Raw genomic sequence first — 16,868 nt, forward strand, 5'->3', positions numbered from 1 at the left:
TGACGGATCGGGGGAGCGCGCGCTAGAGTCCGCCCGAGAGACGTTACCGATGGGTAAGGGGTGCGTGGAAATGCGGCTCGGCATCAACCTCGGCTACTGGGGCGCCGGCATGGACGGCGACAACCTGGCCGTCGCCCAGGAGGCCGACCGCCTCGGCTACGACGTCTGCTGGGCGGCGGAGGCGTACGGCTCGGACGCGCCGACCGTGCTCTCCTGGGTCGCCGCGAAGACGGACCGGATCGACGTCGGCTCGGCGATCATGCAGATCCCGGCCCGTCAGCCCGCCATGACGGCGATGACCGCCGCCACCCTGGACTCGCTCTCCGGCGGCCGTTTCCGCCTCGGCCTCGGCGTCTCCGGCCCGCAGGTCTCCGAGGGCTGGTACGGCGTGAAGTTCGACAAGCCGCTGGCCCGCACCCGCGAGTACGTGGAGATCGTCCGCAAGGCGATGTCCCGCGAGCGCCTCACCCACGACGGCGAGCACTGGACGCTGCCGCTGCCCGGCGGCCCCGGCAAGCCGATCAAGCTGACCGTCCACCCGCAGCGCGAGCACATCCCGCTGTACATCGCCGCGATCGGTCCGAAGAACCTGGAGCAGACCGGCGAGATCGCCGACGGCGCCCTGCTGATCTTCCCCTCCGCCGAGCACCTGGAGGAGACCGCCCTGCGCCACCTCCGGGCGGGCCGCGAGAAGGCCGGCCTGACCATGGACGGCTTCGACGTCTGCCCGACGCTGCCGCTCGCCCTCGGCGAGGACGTCGACGCCCTCGCCGACGTCTTCCGCCCCTACACCGCCCTCTACGTGGGCGGCATGGGCAGCCGCGACCAGAACTTCTACAACCAGCTCGCCCGGCGCATGGGGTACGAGAAGGAGGCCGCCGAGATCCAGGACAAGTACCTGGCCGGCGACAAGGAGGGCGCCGCGGCCGCCGTGCCCCGCGCCCTCATCGACCAGACCGCCCTGCTCGGCACCGTGGACCGGATCGCGGACCGCATGACCGCCTACGCGGAGGCCGGCGTCACCACCCTGACGCTCGCCCCGGCGGGCTTCACCCTAGACGAGCGCCTCGCCGCCCTGCGCGCCGGCGTCGACGCCCTGGAGCGGGCGGGCCTGGCGTAACCGGCGGCCGGGGGCGTGCTCGCGCCGGAACCCGGCGCGGGCGGCCGAAGCCCGTGGGGCCCAGGGGCGGAACGGTGCGGGCGTCGCCGTCGAGAAGTGAGGGGGCCTGCGGCCGTGGTGGGGGCTCGGGGGTCTTCCCCGCCACGGCCGTCATGCCTTTCAACGCGCCGGCACGCCCCCGGTTACGGCCCCGGGCCTCACTCTTTCGGCCGATACCCGCGCGCCCTCCTGTTGCCCGCCGCCCCGGACCGCACTTGACTCGGTCTCCCCGGACGCGCGGAGTGCGGACGTCCGCATGGAGGTGGCAGCGATGCTCACGGCCAAGAGCCTGTTCCAGGAAATCATCGACGACGACGAGGCCTTCCAGCTCTTCTGCTCGATCGCCGCCAGCGGCGAGGCGCAGGGCGGCTGGGAGAACGCCCGGATCGCCGCCCTCGTCGCCCCCGGCATGCGGGAGCTCACCCCGAAGATCACCCGGCACGGCGCCGACGAGGACAAGCACGGCCGGATCTTCAACGCCCTGCTGCGCAAGCGCGGCCTCGAACCCGTCCCGGTGCCGCCGGAGACCGACTACACGATGCTGCTGGAGCGGCGCGGCATCGGCCTCGCCCACGACAAGCTGCGCCGCGACGAGCCCCTCACCGAGGAGGACGTCATCGTCTACCTCGCGCACAGCCGGGTCACCGAGCAGCGGGCGGCCGACCAGATGGACATGCTCGTCACGTACTTCGGCGACCACCCGGAGCTCGGCAGGGCCATCCACATGATCGACGACGACGAGGCCAACCACCTCGCCTACTGCCACGAGGAGCTGCTGCGGCTCGCCCGGGCCGGCCACGGCCGGCTCATCCAGCGCACCCTGCGCGCGTCGGCGCTCGCCGAGATCCAGGTCTACCGCGACGTCAGCCTCGCCGTGATGCGCCACATGGGCCGCATCCTGGGCTGGTCCAGGGCGAAGAACGCGGCCCTCGCCGCCGGCGTCCACGGCATGTACGCGTACGAGCGCGCGGCCGGCTGGCACCGGATGATCGACCTGCGGATGCCCGAACGGCTCGACGCCCTCGGCGGCCCCGCGACCCCCGCCCCCGCCTTCTGACCCGTCCGGGACCGCCCCCGCCCGCGGCGCGGCCGGCTCAGAGCCAGTCGCGCCGCTTGAACAGGCGGTACAGGCCCATCTCGACCCCCGCCATCAGCGCGATCACCGCCGGGTACGACCAGGTCCAGTGCAGCTCCGGCATGTGGTCGAAGTTCATGCCGTAGATCCCCGCCACCATCGTCGGGACGGCGGCCATCGCCGCCCAGGCCGAGATCTTCCGCATGTCGTCGTTCTGCCGCACCCCCATCTGCGCGAGGTGCGCCGACAGCACGTCCGACAGCAGCCGGTCCAACCCCTCGACCTGCTCGTTGGCCCGCAGCAGGTGGTCGGTGACGTCCCGGAAGAAGGGCTGCGACTCCTCGTCCACGAACGGCACCGTGCCCGCCGTCAGCCGGGCCATCGGACCCGCCAGCGGCCCCGTCGCCCGGCGGAACTCCAGCACCTGCCGCTTCGCCGTGTAGATCCGCTCCGCCGTGTTCGCGCTGCCCGTCCCGCCCGGCGCGAAGACGTCGGCCTCCAGCTCCTCCAGGTCCACCTGGAGCTCGCCCGCCACGTCCAGGTAGTGGTCCACCACCGCGTCGCTCACCGCGTAGAGCACCGCCGTCGGACCCTGCCGCAGCACCTCCGGCTGGGTCTCCAGGCGCTTGCGCACCGCCGCCAGGGGAGCGCCCTCGCCGTGCCGGACCGTCACCACGAAGGAGTCGCCGAGGAAGAGCATCAGCTCCCCGGTGGAGACCCGGTCGCTCTCCGGCTCGTAGAGCACCGGCTTGAGCACCACGAAGAGGGAGTCGTCGTAGACCTCCAGCTTCGGCCGCTGATGGGCCTTCAGGGCGTCCTCGACCGCCAGCGGGTGCAGGACGAACTCCGAGGCCACGTGGTCGAACTCGGCCGCCGTGGGTTCGTGGAGCCCCACCCACAGGAAGGCGTCGCCCGTGGTCCGCGCCTCGGCCAGGGCCCGCGAGAGGTCGCCGGGACCTTCCGTCCGGCGTCCGTCGCGGTACAGGGCTGAGTCGACGATCACGCGCCGTATTCTCCCTCCGTCGTCCCGCCCCCGCACCCGCGCGTACCCCGGGCCCGCCGCTCCACACCCGTGCGGACCGTCCACCGGACCGCCCCGTACGCGCGCGTGCACCGTAGGCTGGCCGACATGGCCACGCTGATCCTCGTCCGGCACGGACGCTCCACCGCCAACACCTCCGGGCTGCTCGCCGGGCGCACGCCGGGCGTGGCGCTCGACGAGCGCGGTGCCGCCCAGGCAGCCGCCCTGCCCGGCCGGCTGGCCGGGGTCCCGCTCGCCGCCGCCGTCTCCAGCCCGCTCCAGCGCTGCCGCGAGACCCTCCGGCCGCTCCTGGAGGCCCGCCCGGACCTCCCGCTCCACGTCGAGGAGCGGATCAACGAGTGCGACTACGGCGACTGGTCCGGCCGCAAGCTCAGCGAGCTGAACGACGAGCCGCTCATGGAGGTCGTCCAGGCGCACGCCTCCGCCGCCGCCTTCCCCGGCGGCGAGTCCATGCGCGCCATGCAGGCCAGGGCCGTCGAGGCGGTCCGCGACTGGAACGCCCGGATCGAGGCCGAGCACGGCGAGGACGCCGTCTACGCCATGTGCTCCCACGGCGACATCATCAAGTCCCTGGTCGCCGACGCCCTCGGCCTCCACCTGGACCTCTTCCAGCGGATCCACGTCGACCCCTGCTCGCTCACCGTGATCCGCTACACCCGGCTGCGGCCCTTCCTGGTCCGCCTCGGCGACACCGGCGACCTCGCCGCCCTGGCCCCCCGGGAGACCCCGGACACCAGTGGGGCGGCCGAGGTCGGGGGTGGTGCGGGCGCACCGTGATACCCCCGCGCAGTAGGGTGGACTCGCCGCCGTAGCACGACAGTCGACAGTCAAGGGAGCCGGGAGAGTGTCCCGTCAGGTGTTCCTCTACGACCCACCGGAGCGTTTCGTGGCCGGCACGGTCGGGCTGCCTGGCCGCCGGACGTTCTTCCTCCAGGCGTCCGCGGCCGGCCGGGTGACCAGCGTCGCCCTGGAGAAGACCCAGGTCGCCGCCCTCGCCGAGCGCATCGACGAACTCCTGGACGAGGTGCTGCGCCGCACCGGGGGCAACGCCCCGGTCCCCGCCGTCGCCCCCGCCGACGCCGCCGACACGGCGCCCCTCGACACCCCCGTCGAGGAGGAGTTCCGGGTCGGCACCATGGCGCTCGCCTGGGACGGCGAGGAGCAGCGCATGATCGTCGAGGCCCAGGCCCTCGTCGAACTCGACGTGGAGTCCGAGGAGGACCTCGCCGCCGCCGAGGAGCGGCTGCTCCAGGACGAGGAGAACGGTCCGCCGATGCTCCGCGTCCGGCTCAGCGGCGCCCAGGCCCGCGCCTTCGCCAAGCGGGCCCTGGACGTGGTCAACGCCGGCCGGCCGCCGTGCCCGCTGTGCAGCCTCCCGCTGGACCCGGAGGGCCACGTCTGCCCCCGCCAGAACGGATACCGCCGCGGAGCATGAGCAGCAGCCCCGATCTCCTGCCGGACACCGAGCTGCTCGCCCGCGGTGAGCTGACCGTGCGGGGGCGGCTCCGCGAGGCCTCCAACGCGGTGCTCTACTGCACGGTCGCGTACGAGGGCCGGGAGGCCGCCTGCGTCTACAAGCCGGTCGCGGGGGAGCGCCCCCTGTGGGACTTCCCGGACGGCACCCTCGCCGAGCGCGAGGTCGCCGCGTACGAGCTCTCCGAGGCCACCGGCTGGGGCCTGGTCCCGCCGACGGTGCTGCGGGACGGCCCGTACGGCGAGGGCATGGTCCAGCTCTGGATCGAGGCCGACCCGGAGGCCCGGCTGCTCGCCCTCACCGAGGACGAGGAGGCCGGCGACGGCTGGAAGGCGATCGGCCCCGCCGAGGTGGGGGAGGGCCGCACCGCGCTCCTGGTCCACGCCGACACGCCCGAACTGCGCCGGCTCGCCGTCCTCGACGCGGTGATGAACAACGGCGACCGCAAGGGCGGGCACCTGCTGCCCGCCCCCGGCGGCCGGCTCTACGGCATCGACCACGGCGTCTCCTTCCACGTCGAGGACAAGCTGCGCACCCTGCTGTGGGGCTGGGCGGGCCAGGAGCTGCCCGCGGAGGCGACCGCCGTCCTCACGGCGCTCTCCGGGGCGCTGGCGCCCGGAGCGCCCCTTGCCACCCGGCTGGGGGAACTGCTCACGGCCGCCGAGGTGTCCGCCGTACGGGAACGGGTGGCGGCGCTGCTCGCCTCCGGTCTCCACCCGGAGCCCTCCGGGCAGTGGCCCGCGATCCCCTGGCCGCCGGTCTAGGCGGGGCTCTCCGGTCCGTCGGGCCGGGAGCCATATGTTTTCGGCCAGGGGCCGAGCGGGGTCCCGGACCCCTGGGGGGTATGCACAGACGCCGCTCACCCGCAAGAGCGCATGATCGGACAAGATTCCGGATCCGGTTCGTATCCGAAAGAGCTGTCCGGTTACGCTCGGGGCATGCATGCCTGGCCCGCTTCCGAGGTCCCCGCCCTTCCCGGCAAGGGCCGCGACCTCCGGATCCACGACACCGCGACCGGCGGACGAGTGACCCTCGCCCCCGGCCCCGTCGCCCGTATCTACGTCTGCGGCATCACGCCCTACGACGCGACCCACATGGGTCACGCGGCGACCTACAACGCGTTCGACCTCGTGCAGCGCGTGTGGCTCGACACCAAGCGGCAGGTGCACTACGTCCAGAACGTCACGGACGTGGACGACCCGCTCCTGGAGCGCGCTCTCCGTGACGACATCGACTGGACCGCCCTCGCCGAGCGCGAGACCTCCCTCTTCCGCGAGGACATGACCGCCCTGCGGATGCTGCCCCCGCGCCACTACGTCGGCGCGGTGGAGTCGATACCCTCCATCGTCCCCCTGGTCGAGCGGCTCCGGGACTCCGGCGCCGCCTACGAGCTCGACGGCGACGTCTACTTCTCGGTCGAGGCCGACCCGCGCTTCGGCGAGGTCTCGCACTACGACACCGAACTGATGCGGCACCTGTCCGCCGAGCGCGGCGGCGACCCCGACCGCCCCGGCAAGAAGAACCCGCTCGACCCGATGCTGTGGATGGCCGCCCGCGAGGGCGAGCCCAGCTGGGACGGCGGCAGCCTCGGCCCCGGCCGCCCCGGCTGGCACATCGAGTGCGTCGCCATCGCCCTCGACCACCTCGGCATGGGCTTCGACGTGCAGGGCGGCGGCTCCGACCTGATCTTCCCGCACCACGAGATGGGCGCCTCGCACGCCCAGGCCCTCACCGGCGAGTTCCCCATGGCCAAGGCGTACGTGCACGCCGGCATGGTCGCCCTGCACGGCGAGAAGATGTCGAAGTCCAAGGGCAACCTGGTCTTCGTCTCCGCGCTCCGCCGCGAGGGCGTCGACCCGGCCGCCATCCGGCTCGCCCTCCTCGCCCACCACTACCGCGCCGACTGGGAGTGGACCGACCAGGTCCTCGCCGACGCCGTCGCCCGCCTCGACCGCTGGCGCGCCGCGGTCTCCCGCCCCGACGGCCCGTCCGCCGACGCCCTCGTAGAGGAGGTCCGCGAGGCGCTCGCCGACGACCTCGACGCCCCGGCCGCGCTCGCCGCGGTCGACCGCTGGGCCGCCCGCCAGGAGGCGGACGGCGGCACCGACGAGTCCGCCCCCGGCCTCGTCTCCCGCACGGTCGACGCGCTCCTCGGCGTCGCCCTCTAGGGCGCCCCGCGGCCGTCTCCGGGCCGTCCCGCGGAACCCCCCCCCAGGGGCTCCGCGGGGCGGCCCGTCCGCACAAGCGGATCGCGTCGATCAGCAGGCAGCGGCGCCGAGTTGTGGTGAGGTGAGGGCGGACCGATTCTCCGTACGAGAGGACGCTCATGCCCCGCTCGACGCACCGCTCCGTCACCCGCCGGAACCTGCTCGTCTCCGCCGCGGCCACCGGCGCCGCGGCGCTCCTCGGCCCGCTCGGCGGCACCGCCCACGCCGCCGCCGCGCCCGGCCGGTGGCCCACCGCCCTCCCGCTGCCCGCCGGCTTCCGGCCCGAGGGCATCGCGATCGGCCACAGCCCGTACGCGTACTTCGGCTCGCTCGGCAACGGCGACGTCTACCGCGCGAGCCTGGCCACCGGACGGGGCCGGCTGCTCTCCACCGGGCCCGGGGACGGCCACCCGACCGTCGGCCTCAAGATCGACCGCGCCGAACGGCGGCTCTTCCTCGCCGGCGGCTGGGGCCGCGCCATCCGCGTCGTCGACGCCCGCTCGGGCGCCCCGCTGCGCTCCTACGACCTCGCCGAGAGCGTCATGGTCAACGACGTGGTCCTCACCCCCGGCGCCGCCTGGTTCACCGACTCCTACCGGCCGCAGCTCTACCGGCTGGCGCTCGACCGGGCCGGCGACCCGGTGGGCGACCCCGCCGTCGTGCCGCTGGGCGGCGACTGGGTCCAGGGCGCGGACTTCACCGCCAACGGCATCGAGCGCACCCCGGACGGCCGCGCCCTCCTCGTGGTCAACACGATCGCCGACGGCGGCACCCTGATGCGGGTCGAGCCCGCGACCGGCGCCGCGACCGCCGTCGACCTCGGCGGACTGAAGATCCCCAACGGCGACGGACTGCTCCTCCTCGGCCGGCACCTGTACGTCGTCCAGCAGGCGTCCAACGAGGTGAACGTGGTCCGGCTGGACGCGGCGGGCACCCGCGGCACGCCCGTGGCCCGGATCACCGACCCGCGCTTCCGGATCCCCACCACGGCGGCCGCCTGGGGAGACCGGATCTACCTGCCCAACGCCCGCTTCGACGTCGACCCGACGCCCACCACGGAGTACGAGGCCGTCGCCGTCGCCCGGGCCTGAGCCGGAAGCGGTCCGGGTTCGGGACGGAAGCGAGAAGGACCCGGGACGGAAGCGGGAGGGGCGGTCGCGCCGCCCCTCCCGCACTCCTCACTCCTCGTCGCCGTCCCCGGCGCCCTCGGTACCCCCGGCGTCCCCGTCGGCCTCCTCCGGCCGCTCGGGCTCCTCGGGCTGCCGGCCGGTCCGCTCCGGCTTCGGCGGACGGGTCCGGCCGCTGCCCGGATCCCGCAGGTACGAGGTGTCCCCGCTCTCCGTCGCCACCCCCGGACCGGCGCCCGGGTTGGGGCCCGGCTCGCGCCGCCGCAGATAGCGCTCGAACTCGCGGGCGATCGCCTCGCCCGACGCCTCCGGGAGCTCCGCGGTGTCCCGGGCCTCCTCCAGCGTCTGCACGTACTCGGCGACCTCGCTGTCCTCCGCCGCCAGCTGGTCCACGCCCACCTGCCACGCGCGCGCGTCCTCGGGCAGCTCGCCCAGCGGGATCCGCAGCCCGATCAGGTCCTCCAGCCGGTTCAGCAGCGCCAGCGTCGCCTTCGGGTTCGGCGGCTGCGACACGTAGTGCGGCACCGCGGCCCACAGGCTCACGGCCGGCACGCCCGCGTGGGTGCACGCCTCCTGGAGGATGCCGACGATCCCCGTCGGGCCCTCGTACCGGGTCTCCTCCAGGTCCATCGTCCGCGCCAGGTCCGGGTCGGAGGTGACGCCGCTGACCGGCACCGGACGGGTGTGCGGGGTGTCGCCGAGCAGCGCGCCGAGGATCACCACCATCTCCACGCCGAGCTCGTGGGCGAAGCCCAGCAGCTCGTTGCAGAAGGAGCGCCAGCGCATCGAGGGCTCGATGCCGCGCACCAGGACCAGGTCGCGCGGCTTGTCGCCGCCGATCCGGACCACGGAGAGCCGGGTCGTGGGCCAGGTGATCTTCCGGACGCCGTTCTCCAGGAACACCGTCGGACGGTTGACCTGGAAGTCGTAGTAGTCCTCGGCGTCGAGCGCCGCGAAGACCTCGCCCTTCCATTCCCGGTCCAGATGAGCGACCGCGGTGGAGGCGGCGTCGCCGGCGTCGTTCCAGCCCTCGAACGCGGCCACCATGACCGGGTCGATCAGCTCGGGAACCCCCTCGAGCTCGATCACCCAGTGCCTCCTTCTTCGAAGTTCGTGTCGTACGGACCAACCTTACGGCTTTCCGGTCGCCCGGCCGCAGCCCTCGGGCGCGCCCGAAAACCCGTGCGGCCTTGATCGACTACCCACGAACGGGGCCCCGCACACGGGGCTCCGGCACGCGCGCGTGCGGGGGGCCGGACGCGCGAAGAGGGGCGGCCTCCTCCCTCCCCGGAGAAGACCGCCCCTCGGCTCGTGGCGGCTACTTCGCGCGCAGCATCGCGTCGACCCCGGCGCGGATCTCGTCGGTGGCGAGACCGCGGATGGTCAGGGTGGTGCGGCGGCGCAGCACGTCGTCGGCCGTCTCGGCCCACTCGTGGTCGCGGGCGTAGGCGACCTGCGCCCAGATCTCCGGCGCGTCGGGGTGGATCCGGCGGGCCAGTTCGGGGTTCTCGTTCGCCATCCGGGCGATGTCGAAGGAGAGCGAACCGTAGTGCGTGGCCAGGTGCTTGGCGGTGTCGGCGGCCATCCGCGGGCCGGGCGCCGGGCCGTCGACGAGCAGCCGGTGGGCGACCGCGTTGGGGTTGGCGATGCCCGGCAGCGGCAGCCGCTTGGGGAGCGTGGACACCGGCTCGTAGTCCTCGCCCAGCGGGTGGCCCGGAAGGGCCTCCAGCTTCTTCATGATGGTGCGGCCGATGTGGCGGAAGGTGGTCCACTTGCCGCCGGCGACCGACAGCATCCCGCCGCGGCCCTCGGTGACGACCGTCTCGCGCTTGGCCTTGGAGGTGTCGCCGGGACCGCCCGGGAGCACCCGCAGGCCGGCGAAGGCGTAGGTGATGAGGGAGCGGTCGAGCTGCTGGTCGCGGATGGAGAAGGCGGCCTCGTCCAGGATCTGGGCGATGTCCTTGTCGTTGACCGCGACCTCGCCCGGGTCGCCCTCGTACTCCTCGTCGGTGGTGCCGAGCAGGAGCATGTCCTCCCAGGGGAGGGCGAAGGTGATCCGGTACTTGTCGATCGGGGTGGCCAGCGCGGCCTTCCACGGCGCGGTCCGCTTGAGGACCAGGTGGGCGCCCTTGGAGAGGCGGATGGAGGGGGCCGCGTTGGGGTCCTCCATCCGGCGCAGGTGGTCGACCCACGGGCCGGTGGCGTTGAGGACGAGCCGCGCGGTCACGCCGAACTCGTCGCCGGACATGCGGTCCCTCAGCTCGGCGCCGGTGACCCGGCCCTTGGTGAAGCGGAGCCCGGTGACCTCGGCGTGGTTGAGGACGACGGCGCCGGAGTCGACGGCCGCGCGGACCGTCATGAGCGCCATGCGGGCGTCGTTCATCTGGTCGTCGCCGTAGACGGCGACGGCCTTGAGGTTGTCGGTGCGCAGCTCGGGCACGTCCTGGGCCGCCTTGGCGGGGGAGAGGAGGTGGCCGACGCCGTCGCCGAAGGCGGAGAGCGCGGAGTACGCGAAGACGCCGGCGCCCAGTTTGGCGGCGCCGTGCGGGCCGCCCTTGTAGACGGGCAGGTAGAAGGTGAGCGGGTTGGACAGGTGGGGGGCGACCTGCCGGGAGACGGCGCGCCGCTCGAAGTGGTTCTCGGCGACGAGCTTCACGGCGCCGGTCTGCAGGTAGCGCAGGCCGCCGTGGAGGAGCTTGGAGGAGGCCGAGGAGGTGGCGCCGGCGAAGTCGCCGGCGTCCACCAGGGCCACCCGCAGACCGGCCTGCGCGGCGTGCCAGGCGGTGGAGATGCCCAGGATGCCGCCGCCGATCACCAGGAGGTCGTACGTCGCCTTGGCAAGCTGCTCTCTGGTCTCGGCGCGGGTCGGAAGCGAGCCGGCGGCCGGGTGCGTTCCGAGGGCGGGAACGGTCTGCGGGGTGGTCATCTCGGTCTACTCCTCGTCACTTCTCTTCTTCGAGCCAGCCCATGGAGCGCTCCACGGCCTTGAGCCAGTTCTTGTACTCGCCGTCGCGCTTGTCGGCGTCCATGCGCGGGGTCCACTCCGCGGCACGGCGCCAGTTGGCGCGCAGCGCGTCGGTGTCCGGCCAGAAGCCGACGGCGAGGCCGGCGGCGTAGGCGGCACCGAGGCAGGTGGTCTCGGCGACCATGGGGCGCACCACGGGGGCGTCCAGGAAGTCCGAGAGGGTCTGCATCAGCAGGTTGTTGGAGGTCATGCCGCCGTCGACCTTGAGCGCGGTCAGCTCGACGCCGGAGTCCTTGGTCATGGCGTCGGTGATCTCGCGGGTCTGCCAGGCGGTGGCCTCCAGGACGGCACGGGCGATGTGCGCCTTGGTGACGTACCGGGTGAGGCCGGCGATCACGCCGCGGGCGTCGGAGCGCCAGTACGGGGCGAAGAGGCCGGAGAAGGCGGGCACGAAGTAGGCGCCGCCGTTGTCCTCGACGGAGGAGGCCAGGGTCTCGATCTCGGCGGCAGACTTGATCAGGCCCATCTGGTCGCGCATCCACTGGACGAGCGAGCCGGTGACGGCGATGGAGCCCTCCAGGGCGTAGACCGGCTTCTTGTCGCCGATCTGGTAGCCGACGGTGGTCAGCAGGCCGCTGTAGGAGTTGATGATCTTGTCACCGGTGTTCATCAGCATGAAGGTGCCGGTGCCGTACGTGGACTTGGCCTCGCCCTCGGCGAAGCAGGTCTGGCCGAAGAGGGCGGCCTGCTGGTCGCCGAGCGCGGAGGCGACCGGGACGCCGTCGAGGACGCCGCCCTTGACCGTGCCGTACACCTCGGCGGAGGAGCGGATCTCGGGGAGCACGGCGGCCGGGATGTCCATCGAGTGCAGGATGCGCTCGTCCCAGGCCATCTCGTGCAGGTTCATCAGCATGGTGCGGGAGGCGTTGGTGACGTCGGTGACGTGGACGCCGCCCTCGGTGCCGCCGGTGAGGTTCCAGATGACCCAGGAGTCCATGGTGCCGAAGAGGATCTCGCCGCGCTCGGCGCGCTCGCGCAGGCCCTCGACGTTGTCGAGGAGCCAGCGGACCTTGGGGCCGGAGAAGTAGGAGGCGAGCGGGAGGCCGGTCTCGCGGCGGAAGCGGTCCTGGCCGACGTTGCGGCCGAGCTCCTTGCAGAGGGCGTCGGTGCGGGTGTCCTGCCAGACGAGCGCGTTGTGGACGGGCTCGCCGGTGTTCTTGTCCCACATCAGCGTGGTCTCGCGCTGGTTGGTGATGCCGATGGCCTTGACGTCGGCGGCGGTGATGCCGGCCTTGACGATGGCGCCGGCGACGACCTCCTGGACGTTGGTCCAGATCTCGGTGGCGTCGTGCTCGACCCAGCCCGGCTTCGGGAAGATCTGCTCGTGCTCCTTCTGGTCGACCGAGACGATCCGGCCGTCCTTGTCGAAGACGATGCAGCGGGACGAGGTGGTGCCCTGGTCGATGGCGGCGATGAACGGGCCGGCGGTGTGGGCGTCGGTCACGGTGTGCTCCTGGGGAAGTCTGGGAAGGACGGCTCGGGGCTCTGCTGTACTCGTACGGCTCAGGCGAACGCGAGGTTGTAGATACCCGCGGCGAGGGCTCCACCGATCAGCGGACCGGCGACCGGGATCCAGGCGTAGCCCCAGTCGGAGCCGCCCTTGTTCGGCAGCGGGAGCAGGGCGTGCACGATGCGGGGGCCGAGGTCGCGCGCCGGGTTGATCGCGTAACCGGTCGGGCCGCCGAGCGAGAGGCCGATGGAGACCACGACGAAGGCCGTGATCAGGGCGCCGAGGACGCCGAGGCCCTTGCCGCTGTCGTTGAGGCCCTGGGTGAGCACGGCGAGGACGAGCACGACGGTGCCGATGACCTCGGTGGCGAGGTTCTGCCAGGTGTTCCGGATCTCGGGGCCGGTGGAGAAGATGCCGAGCACCGGACCGGGGCCCTCGACCGGCTTGTCGCCGACGGTCTCCGGGTCGGTGAGGTGGGCCCGGAACTGGCCGTGGTAGGCGATCCAGACGAGCGCCGCGCCGATCATGGCGCCGAGCAGCTGGCCGGCGAAGTAGACCGGCACGTCGCCCCACGCGCCGTCCTTGACGGCGATGCCGACCGTGACGGCGGGGTTCAGATGGGCGCCGGAGAGGGAAGCCGTCATGTAGACGGCCGTCATGACGGCGAAGCCCCACCCGAAGGTGATCGCGAGCCAGCCCGCCCCGCGGGCCTTGGAGCTCTTGAGCGTCACGGCGGCGCACACGCCGCCGCCGAGAAGAATGAGTACGGCGGTACCGATGGTCTCGCCGAGGAAGATGTCGGAGCTGGACACCCGCGACTCCTTTGTCCTTCGTCCAGGGGATGGCGGACCCCGGTCCGCCCCGGTGGTCCGCGCCCTCGTGTGAGGGCGTCCACGGCCCTTGGCACTGCCACACTCTAACGCGTATTGCCGGTAGGTGTTCGACAATGTCGACCGATGAACGGAAGTTTTGCCCCGGGGTTAACAGCGCGTCAAGGGTCTGGGAAGCGAAAAACCCGCCGATAACGCGATCGTTACCGACGGGTTCGCTCTCCGTGCGGACCGACTCACCGGCCGCCGCGGCGCGGGCTCAGAAGCGGCCCGCCCCCAGGTCCCGGGAGACCGCCCGGGCGCAGTCCCGCACCGCCGCCACCAGCTCCGGGCGCAGCTCCCCGGCCGGGCAGACCCGCTCCACCGCCCCGGTGACCGCCACCGCGCCCACCGGCATCCGGCGCCGGTCGTGGATCGGCGCCGCCACCGAGGCCACGCCCTCCCAGGTCTCCTCCACGTCCGCCGCCCAGCCGCGCGCCCGCGTCATGTCGAGCAGCGACTCGAAGTCCTCCAGGCCCGTGACCGTGCGCGGCGTGAAGGGCTTGCGCTCCACCTCCACGGCCTCGCTGTGCGCCACCGGGTCGTAGGCCGACAGCACCTTGCCCAGCGCCGTGGAGTGCAGCGGCTGCATCGCCCCCACCTCCAGCACCTGGCGGCTGTCGTCCGGCCGGAAGACGTGGTGGACGATCAGCACGCCCTGCTGGTGCAGCACCCCCAGGTGCACGCTCTCCCCGCTGGACCGCGCCAGGTCGTCCGTCCACACCAGCGCCCGCGCCCGCAGCTCGTGCACGTCCAGATAGCTGTTGCCGAGCCGCAGCAGCTCGGCCCCCAGCTGGTACCGGCCCGAGGCCGCGTCCTGCTCCACGAAGCCCTCCGCCTGGAGGGTGCGCAGGATCCCGTGGGCCGTGCCCTTGGCCAGCCCCAGCGAGGACGCGATGTCGGACAGGCCGAGCCGGCGCTCGCCGCCCGCGAGCAGTCGCAGCATGGCCGCCGCCCGTTCAAGCGACTGGATGTTCTTCGCCATCGCCCGGCCCTTCTCCCTCACGTACCGCACACATATCGCTGTTCGACAATGCTGAACACTATCGGTCGATGCCGACCTTGCCTCGCACCTGACAGTGTCGTCGAAGAAGGGGCCGTACCGGGAGTCCTCGCACACAGGATGCCGTCCGCCACGTGGGACGCCGTGTCCGCCCCGGTCGAACCATGGTTACGCTGGGCCCGTGCACCCTGCGCCCAGGGTGCAAAGCCGACAGCCGTCGCATCCCAGGGAGCTCCTTCATGGCCTCGTCGCCGACCCCTTCCGTCTCCGCCGACAGCCGGACCCGCGCCGCCGCCCTCCGCGAAGCCCTCGCCAGCCGCGTGGTCGTCGCCGACGGAGCCATGGGCACCATGCTCCAGGCCCAGGAGCCCACTCTGGAGGACTTCCAGAACCTGGAGGGCTGCAACGAGATCCTCAGCCTCACCCGGCCGGACATCGTCGCCTCCGTCCACCGCGAGTACTTCGCCGCCGGCGTCGACTGCGTCGAGACCAACACCTTCGGCGCCAACCACGCGGCCCTGGGGGAGTACGACATCGCCCACCGCGTCCACGAGCTGTCCGAGGCCGGCGCCCGCGTCGCCCGCGAGGTCGCCGACGAGTTCACCGCCGCCGACGGCCGCCAGCGCTGGGTCCTCGGCTCCATCGGCCCCGGCACCAAGCTGCCGACCCTCGGCCACGCCCCGTACACCGTCCTGCGCGACGCCTACCAGCAGAACGCCGAGGGCCTCCTCACCGGCGGCGCCGACGCGCTCATCGTCGAGACCACCCAGGACCTCCTCCAGACCAAGGCGTCCGTGATCGGCGCCCGCCGCGCCCTCGAAGCGCTCGGCGCCGACGTGCCGCTGATCGTCTCCGTCACCGTCGAGACCACCGGCACCATGCTGCTGGGCTCCGAGATCGGGGCCGCCCTGACGGCCCTGGAGCCGCTCGGCATCGACATGATCGGCCTGAACTGCGCCACCGGCCCGGCCGAGATGAGCGAGCACCTGCGCTACCTCGCCCGCCACTCCCGCGTCCCGCTCTCGGTGATGCCCAACGCGGGCCTGCCCGTCCTCACCTCCGACGGCGCCCACTACCCCCTGAGCCCGGCCGAGCTGGCCGACGCCCAGGAGGCCTTCGTCCGCGACTACGGCCTCTCCCTCGTCGGCGGCTGCTGCGGCACGACCCCCGAGCACCTGCGCCAGGTCGTCGAGCGCGTCCGCGACCTCACGCCCGCCCCGCGCGACCCGCGCCCCGAGCCCGGCGCCGCCTCGCTCTACCAGACCGTCCCCTTCCGGCAGGACACCTCGTACCTCGCCATCGGCGAGCGGACGAACGCCAACGGGTCGAAGAAGTTCCGCGAGGCCATGCTCGACGGGCGCTGGGACGACTGCGTGGAGATGGCCCGGGACCAGATCCGCGAGGGCGCGCACATGCTCGACCTGTGCGTCGACTACGTGGGCCGGGACGGCGTCGCCGACATGGAGGAGCTGGCGGGGCGGTTCGCCACCGCGTCGACGCTCCCGATCGTCCTCGACTCCACCGAGGTCGAGGTCATCCGGGCCGGCCTGGAGAAGCTCGGCGGCCGCGCGGTCATCAACTCCGTCAACTACGAGGACGGCGACGGGCCCGACTCCCGCTTCGCCAAGGTCACCCGCCTCGCCCAGGAGCACGGCGCCGCGCTCATCGCGCTGACCATCGACGAGGAGGGCCAGGCCCGCACCGCCGAGAAGAAGGTCGAGATCGCCGAGCGGATCATCGACGACCTCACCGGCAACTGGGGCATCCACGAGTCCGACATCCTCATCGACACCCTCACCTTCACCATTTGCACCGGGCAGGAGGAGTCCCGCAAGGACGGCATCGCGACGATCGAGGCCATCCGGGAGCTCAAGCGCCGCCACCCGGACGTGCAGACGACGCTGGGCCTGTCGAACATCTCCTTCGGCCTCAACCCGGCCGCCCGCATCCTGCTCAACTCTGTCTTCCTCGACGAGTGCGTCAAGGCCGGCCTGGACTCGGCCATCGTCCACGCCTCCAAGATCCTCCCCATCGCCCGCTTCGACGAGGAGCAGGTCACCACCGCCCTCGACCTGATCTACGACCGGCGCGCCGAGGGCTACGACCCGCTGCAGAAGCTGATGGCCCTCTTCGAGGGCGCCACCGCCAAGTCCCTCAAGGCCGGCAAGGCCGAGGAGCTGGCCGCGCTGCCGCTGGAGGAGCGCCTCAAGCGGCGGATCGTCGACGGCGAGAAGAACGGCCTGGAGGCCGACCTCGACGAGGCCCTGGCCACCACTCCGGCCCTCGACATCGTCAACAACACCCTCCTCGACGGCATGAAGACCGTCGGCGAGCTGTTCGGGTCCGGGCAGATGCAGCTGCCGTTCGTGCTCCAGTCCGCCGAGGTCATGAAGACCGCGGTGGCCTACCTGGAACCGCACATGGAGAAGTCCGACGC

The 16,868-nt window shown here is 72.7% G+C and carries 14 protein-coding genes; 8 read left to right on the forward strand and 6 right to left on the reverse strand.

Annotated elements, in window-relative coordinates; translation table 11 throughout:
* Positions 1 to 70 precede the first annotated feature (70 nt).
* Positions 71 to 1,120: an LLM class F420-dependent oxidoreductase gene (locus AB0E83_RS20890; protein WP_362113693.1), complete on the forward strand. Its 1,050-nt coding sequence runs from the start codon at positions 71 to 73 to the stop codon at positions 1,118 to 1,120.
* A gap of 310 nt (positions 1,121 to 1,430) precedes the next feature.
* Positions 1,431 to 2,216 carry a ferritin-like domain-containing protein gene (locus AB0E83_RS20895; RefSeq protein WP_362113696.1) on the forward strand — a complete coding sequence of 262 codons (786 nt, stop codon included), beginning with the start codon at positions 1,431 to 1,433 and terminating at the stop codon, positions 2,214 to 2,216.
* A 37-nt stretch (positions 2,217 to 2,253) separates the two neighbouring features.
* Here AB0E83_RS20895 and corA read toward each other — a convergent pair whose 3' ends face one another.
* A complete protein-coding gene (gene corA / locus AB0E83_RS20900; protein ID WP_362113735.1) occupies positions 2,254 to 3,246 on the reverse strand; it encodes a magnesium/cobalt transporter CorA in 993 nt (330 codons plus the stop codon).
* Positions 3,247 to 3,363: 117 nt separating this feature from the next.
* On the opposite strand from corA, the gene AB0E83_RS20905 reads away from it, so the two are divergent.
* From AB0E83_RS20905 to AB0E83_RS20925, 5 genes are all read left to right on the forward strand, one after another.
* Positions 3,364 to 4,053 (forward strand): histidine phosphatase family protein, encoded by a 690-nt coding sequence (locus AB0E83_RS20905; protein WP_362113699.1) that lies wholly within the window; start codon positions 3,364 to 3,366, stop codon positions 4,051 to 4,053.
* Positions 4,054 to 4,120: 67 nt separating this feature from the next.
* Positions 4,121 to 4,711, forward strand: coding sequence for a DUF3090 domain-containing protein (locus AB0E83_RS20910; RefSeq protein WP_362113702.1), 591 nt, complete (start codon positions 4,121 to 4,123; stop codon positions 4,709 to 4,711).
* Positions 4,708 to 5,514 carry an SCO1664 family protein gene (locus tag AB0E83_RS20915; protein WP_362113705.1) on the forward strand — a complete coding sequence of 269 codons (807 nt, stop codon included), beginning with the start codon at positions 4,708 to 4,710 and terminating at the stop codon, positions 5,512 to 5,514. Before AB0E83_RS20910 ends, AB0E83_RS20915 begins: the two co-directional genes overlap by 4 nt.
* 174 nt (positions 5,515 to 5,688) lie before the next feature.
* Positions 5,689 to 6,918 carry a cysteine--1-D-myo-inosityl 2-amino-2-deoxy-alpha-D-glucopyranoside ligase gene (gene mshC / locus AB0E83_RS20920; protein WP_362113708.1) on the forward strand — a complete coding sequence of 410 codons (1,230 nt, stop codon included), beginning with the start codon at positions 5,689 to 5,691 and terminating at the stop codon, positions 6,916 to 6,918.
* A 158-nt stretch (positions 6,919 to 7,076) separates the two neighbouring features.
* Positions 7,077 to 8,048, forward strand: a complete 972-nt coding sequence (locus AB0E83_RS20925; protein WP_362113711.1) for a superoxide dismutase — start codon at positions 7,077 to 7,079, stop codon at positions 8,046 to 8,048.
* A gap of 87 nt (positions 8,049 to 8,135) precedes the next feature.
* Here the strand turns inward: AB0E83_RS20925 and AB0E83_RS20930 are convergent, their stop codons facing one another.
* The 5 genes from AB0E83_RS20930 to AB0E83_RS20950 all read right to left on the reverse strand — a co-directional run bounded on the left by AB0E83_RS20930 (position 8,136) and on the right by AB0E83_RS20950 (position 14,413).
* Positions 8,136 to 9,173, reverse strand: a complete 1,038-nt coding sequence (locus tag AB0E83_RS20930; RefSeq protein WP_362113714.1) for a PAC2 family protein — start codon at positions 9,171 to 9,173, stop codon at positions 8,136 to 8,138.
* A gap of 229 nt (positions 9,174 to 9,402) precedes the next feature.
* Complete coding sequence (locus tag AB0E83_RS20935) at positions 9,403 to 11,010, reverse strand: glycerol-3-phosphate dehydrogenase/oxidase (RefSeq protein WP_362113717.1); 1,608 nt, start codon at positions 11,008 to 11,010, stop codon at positions 9,403 to 9,405.
* Positions 11,011 to 11,026: 16 nt separating this feature from the next.
* Entirely contained in the window at positions 11,027 to 12,553 is a 1,527-nt protein-coding gene (gene glpK, locus AB0E83_RS20940) for a glycerol kinase GlpK (RefSeq protein ID WP_362113720.1), read from the reverse strand.
* A 59-nt stretch (positions 12,554 to 12,612) separates the two neighbouring features.
* Positions 12,613 to 13,371, reverse strand: coding sequence for an MIP/aquaporin family protein (locus tag AB0E83_RS20945; protein WP_362113723.1), 759 nt, complete (start codon positions 13,369 to 13,371; stop codon positions 12,613 to 12,615).
* Positions 13,372 to 13,648: 277 nt separating this feature from the next.
* Positions 13,649 to 14,413: an IclR family transcriptional regulator gene (locus AB0E83_RS20950; RefSeq protein ID WP_362113726.1), complete on the reverse strand. Its 765-nt coding sequence runs from the start codon at positions 14,411 to 14,413 to the stop codon at positions 13,649 to 13,651.
* A 257-nt stretch (positions 14,414 to 14,670) separates the two neighbouring features.
* On the opposite strand from AB0E83_RS20950, the gene AB0E83_RS20955 reads away from it, so the two are divergent.
* Positions 14,671 to 16,868: homocysteine S-methyltransferase family protein (locus AB0E83_RS20955; RefSeq protein WP_362113729.1), on the forward strand; the 2,198-nt coding region annotated here is incomplete at its 3' end.

The organism is Streptomyces sp. NPDC035033, from assembly GCF_040636735.1.
Lineage (GTDB): Bacteria > Actinomycetota > Actinomycetes > Streptomycetales > Streptomycetaceae > Streptomyces.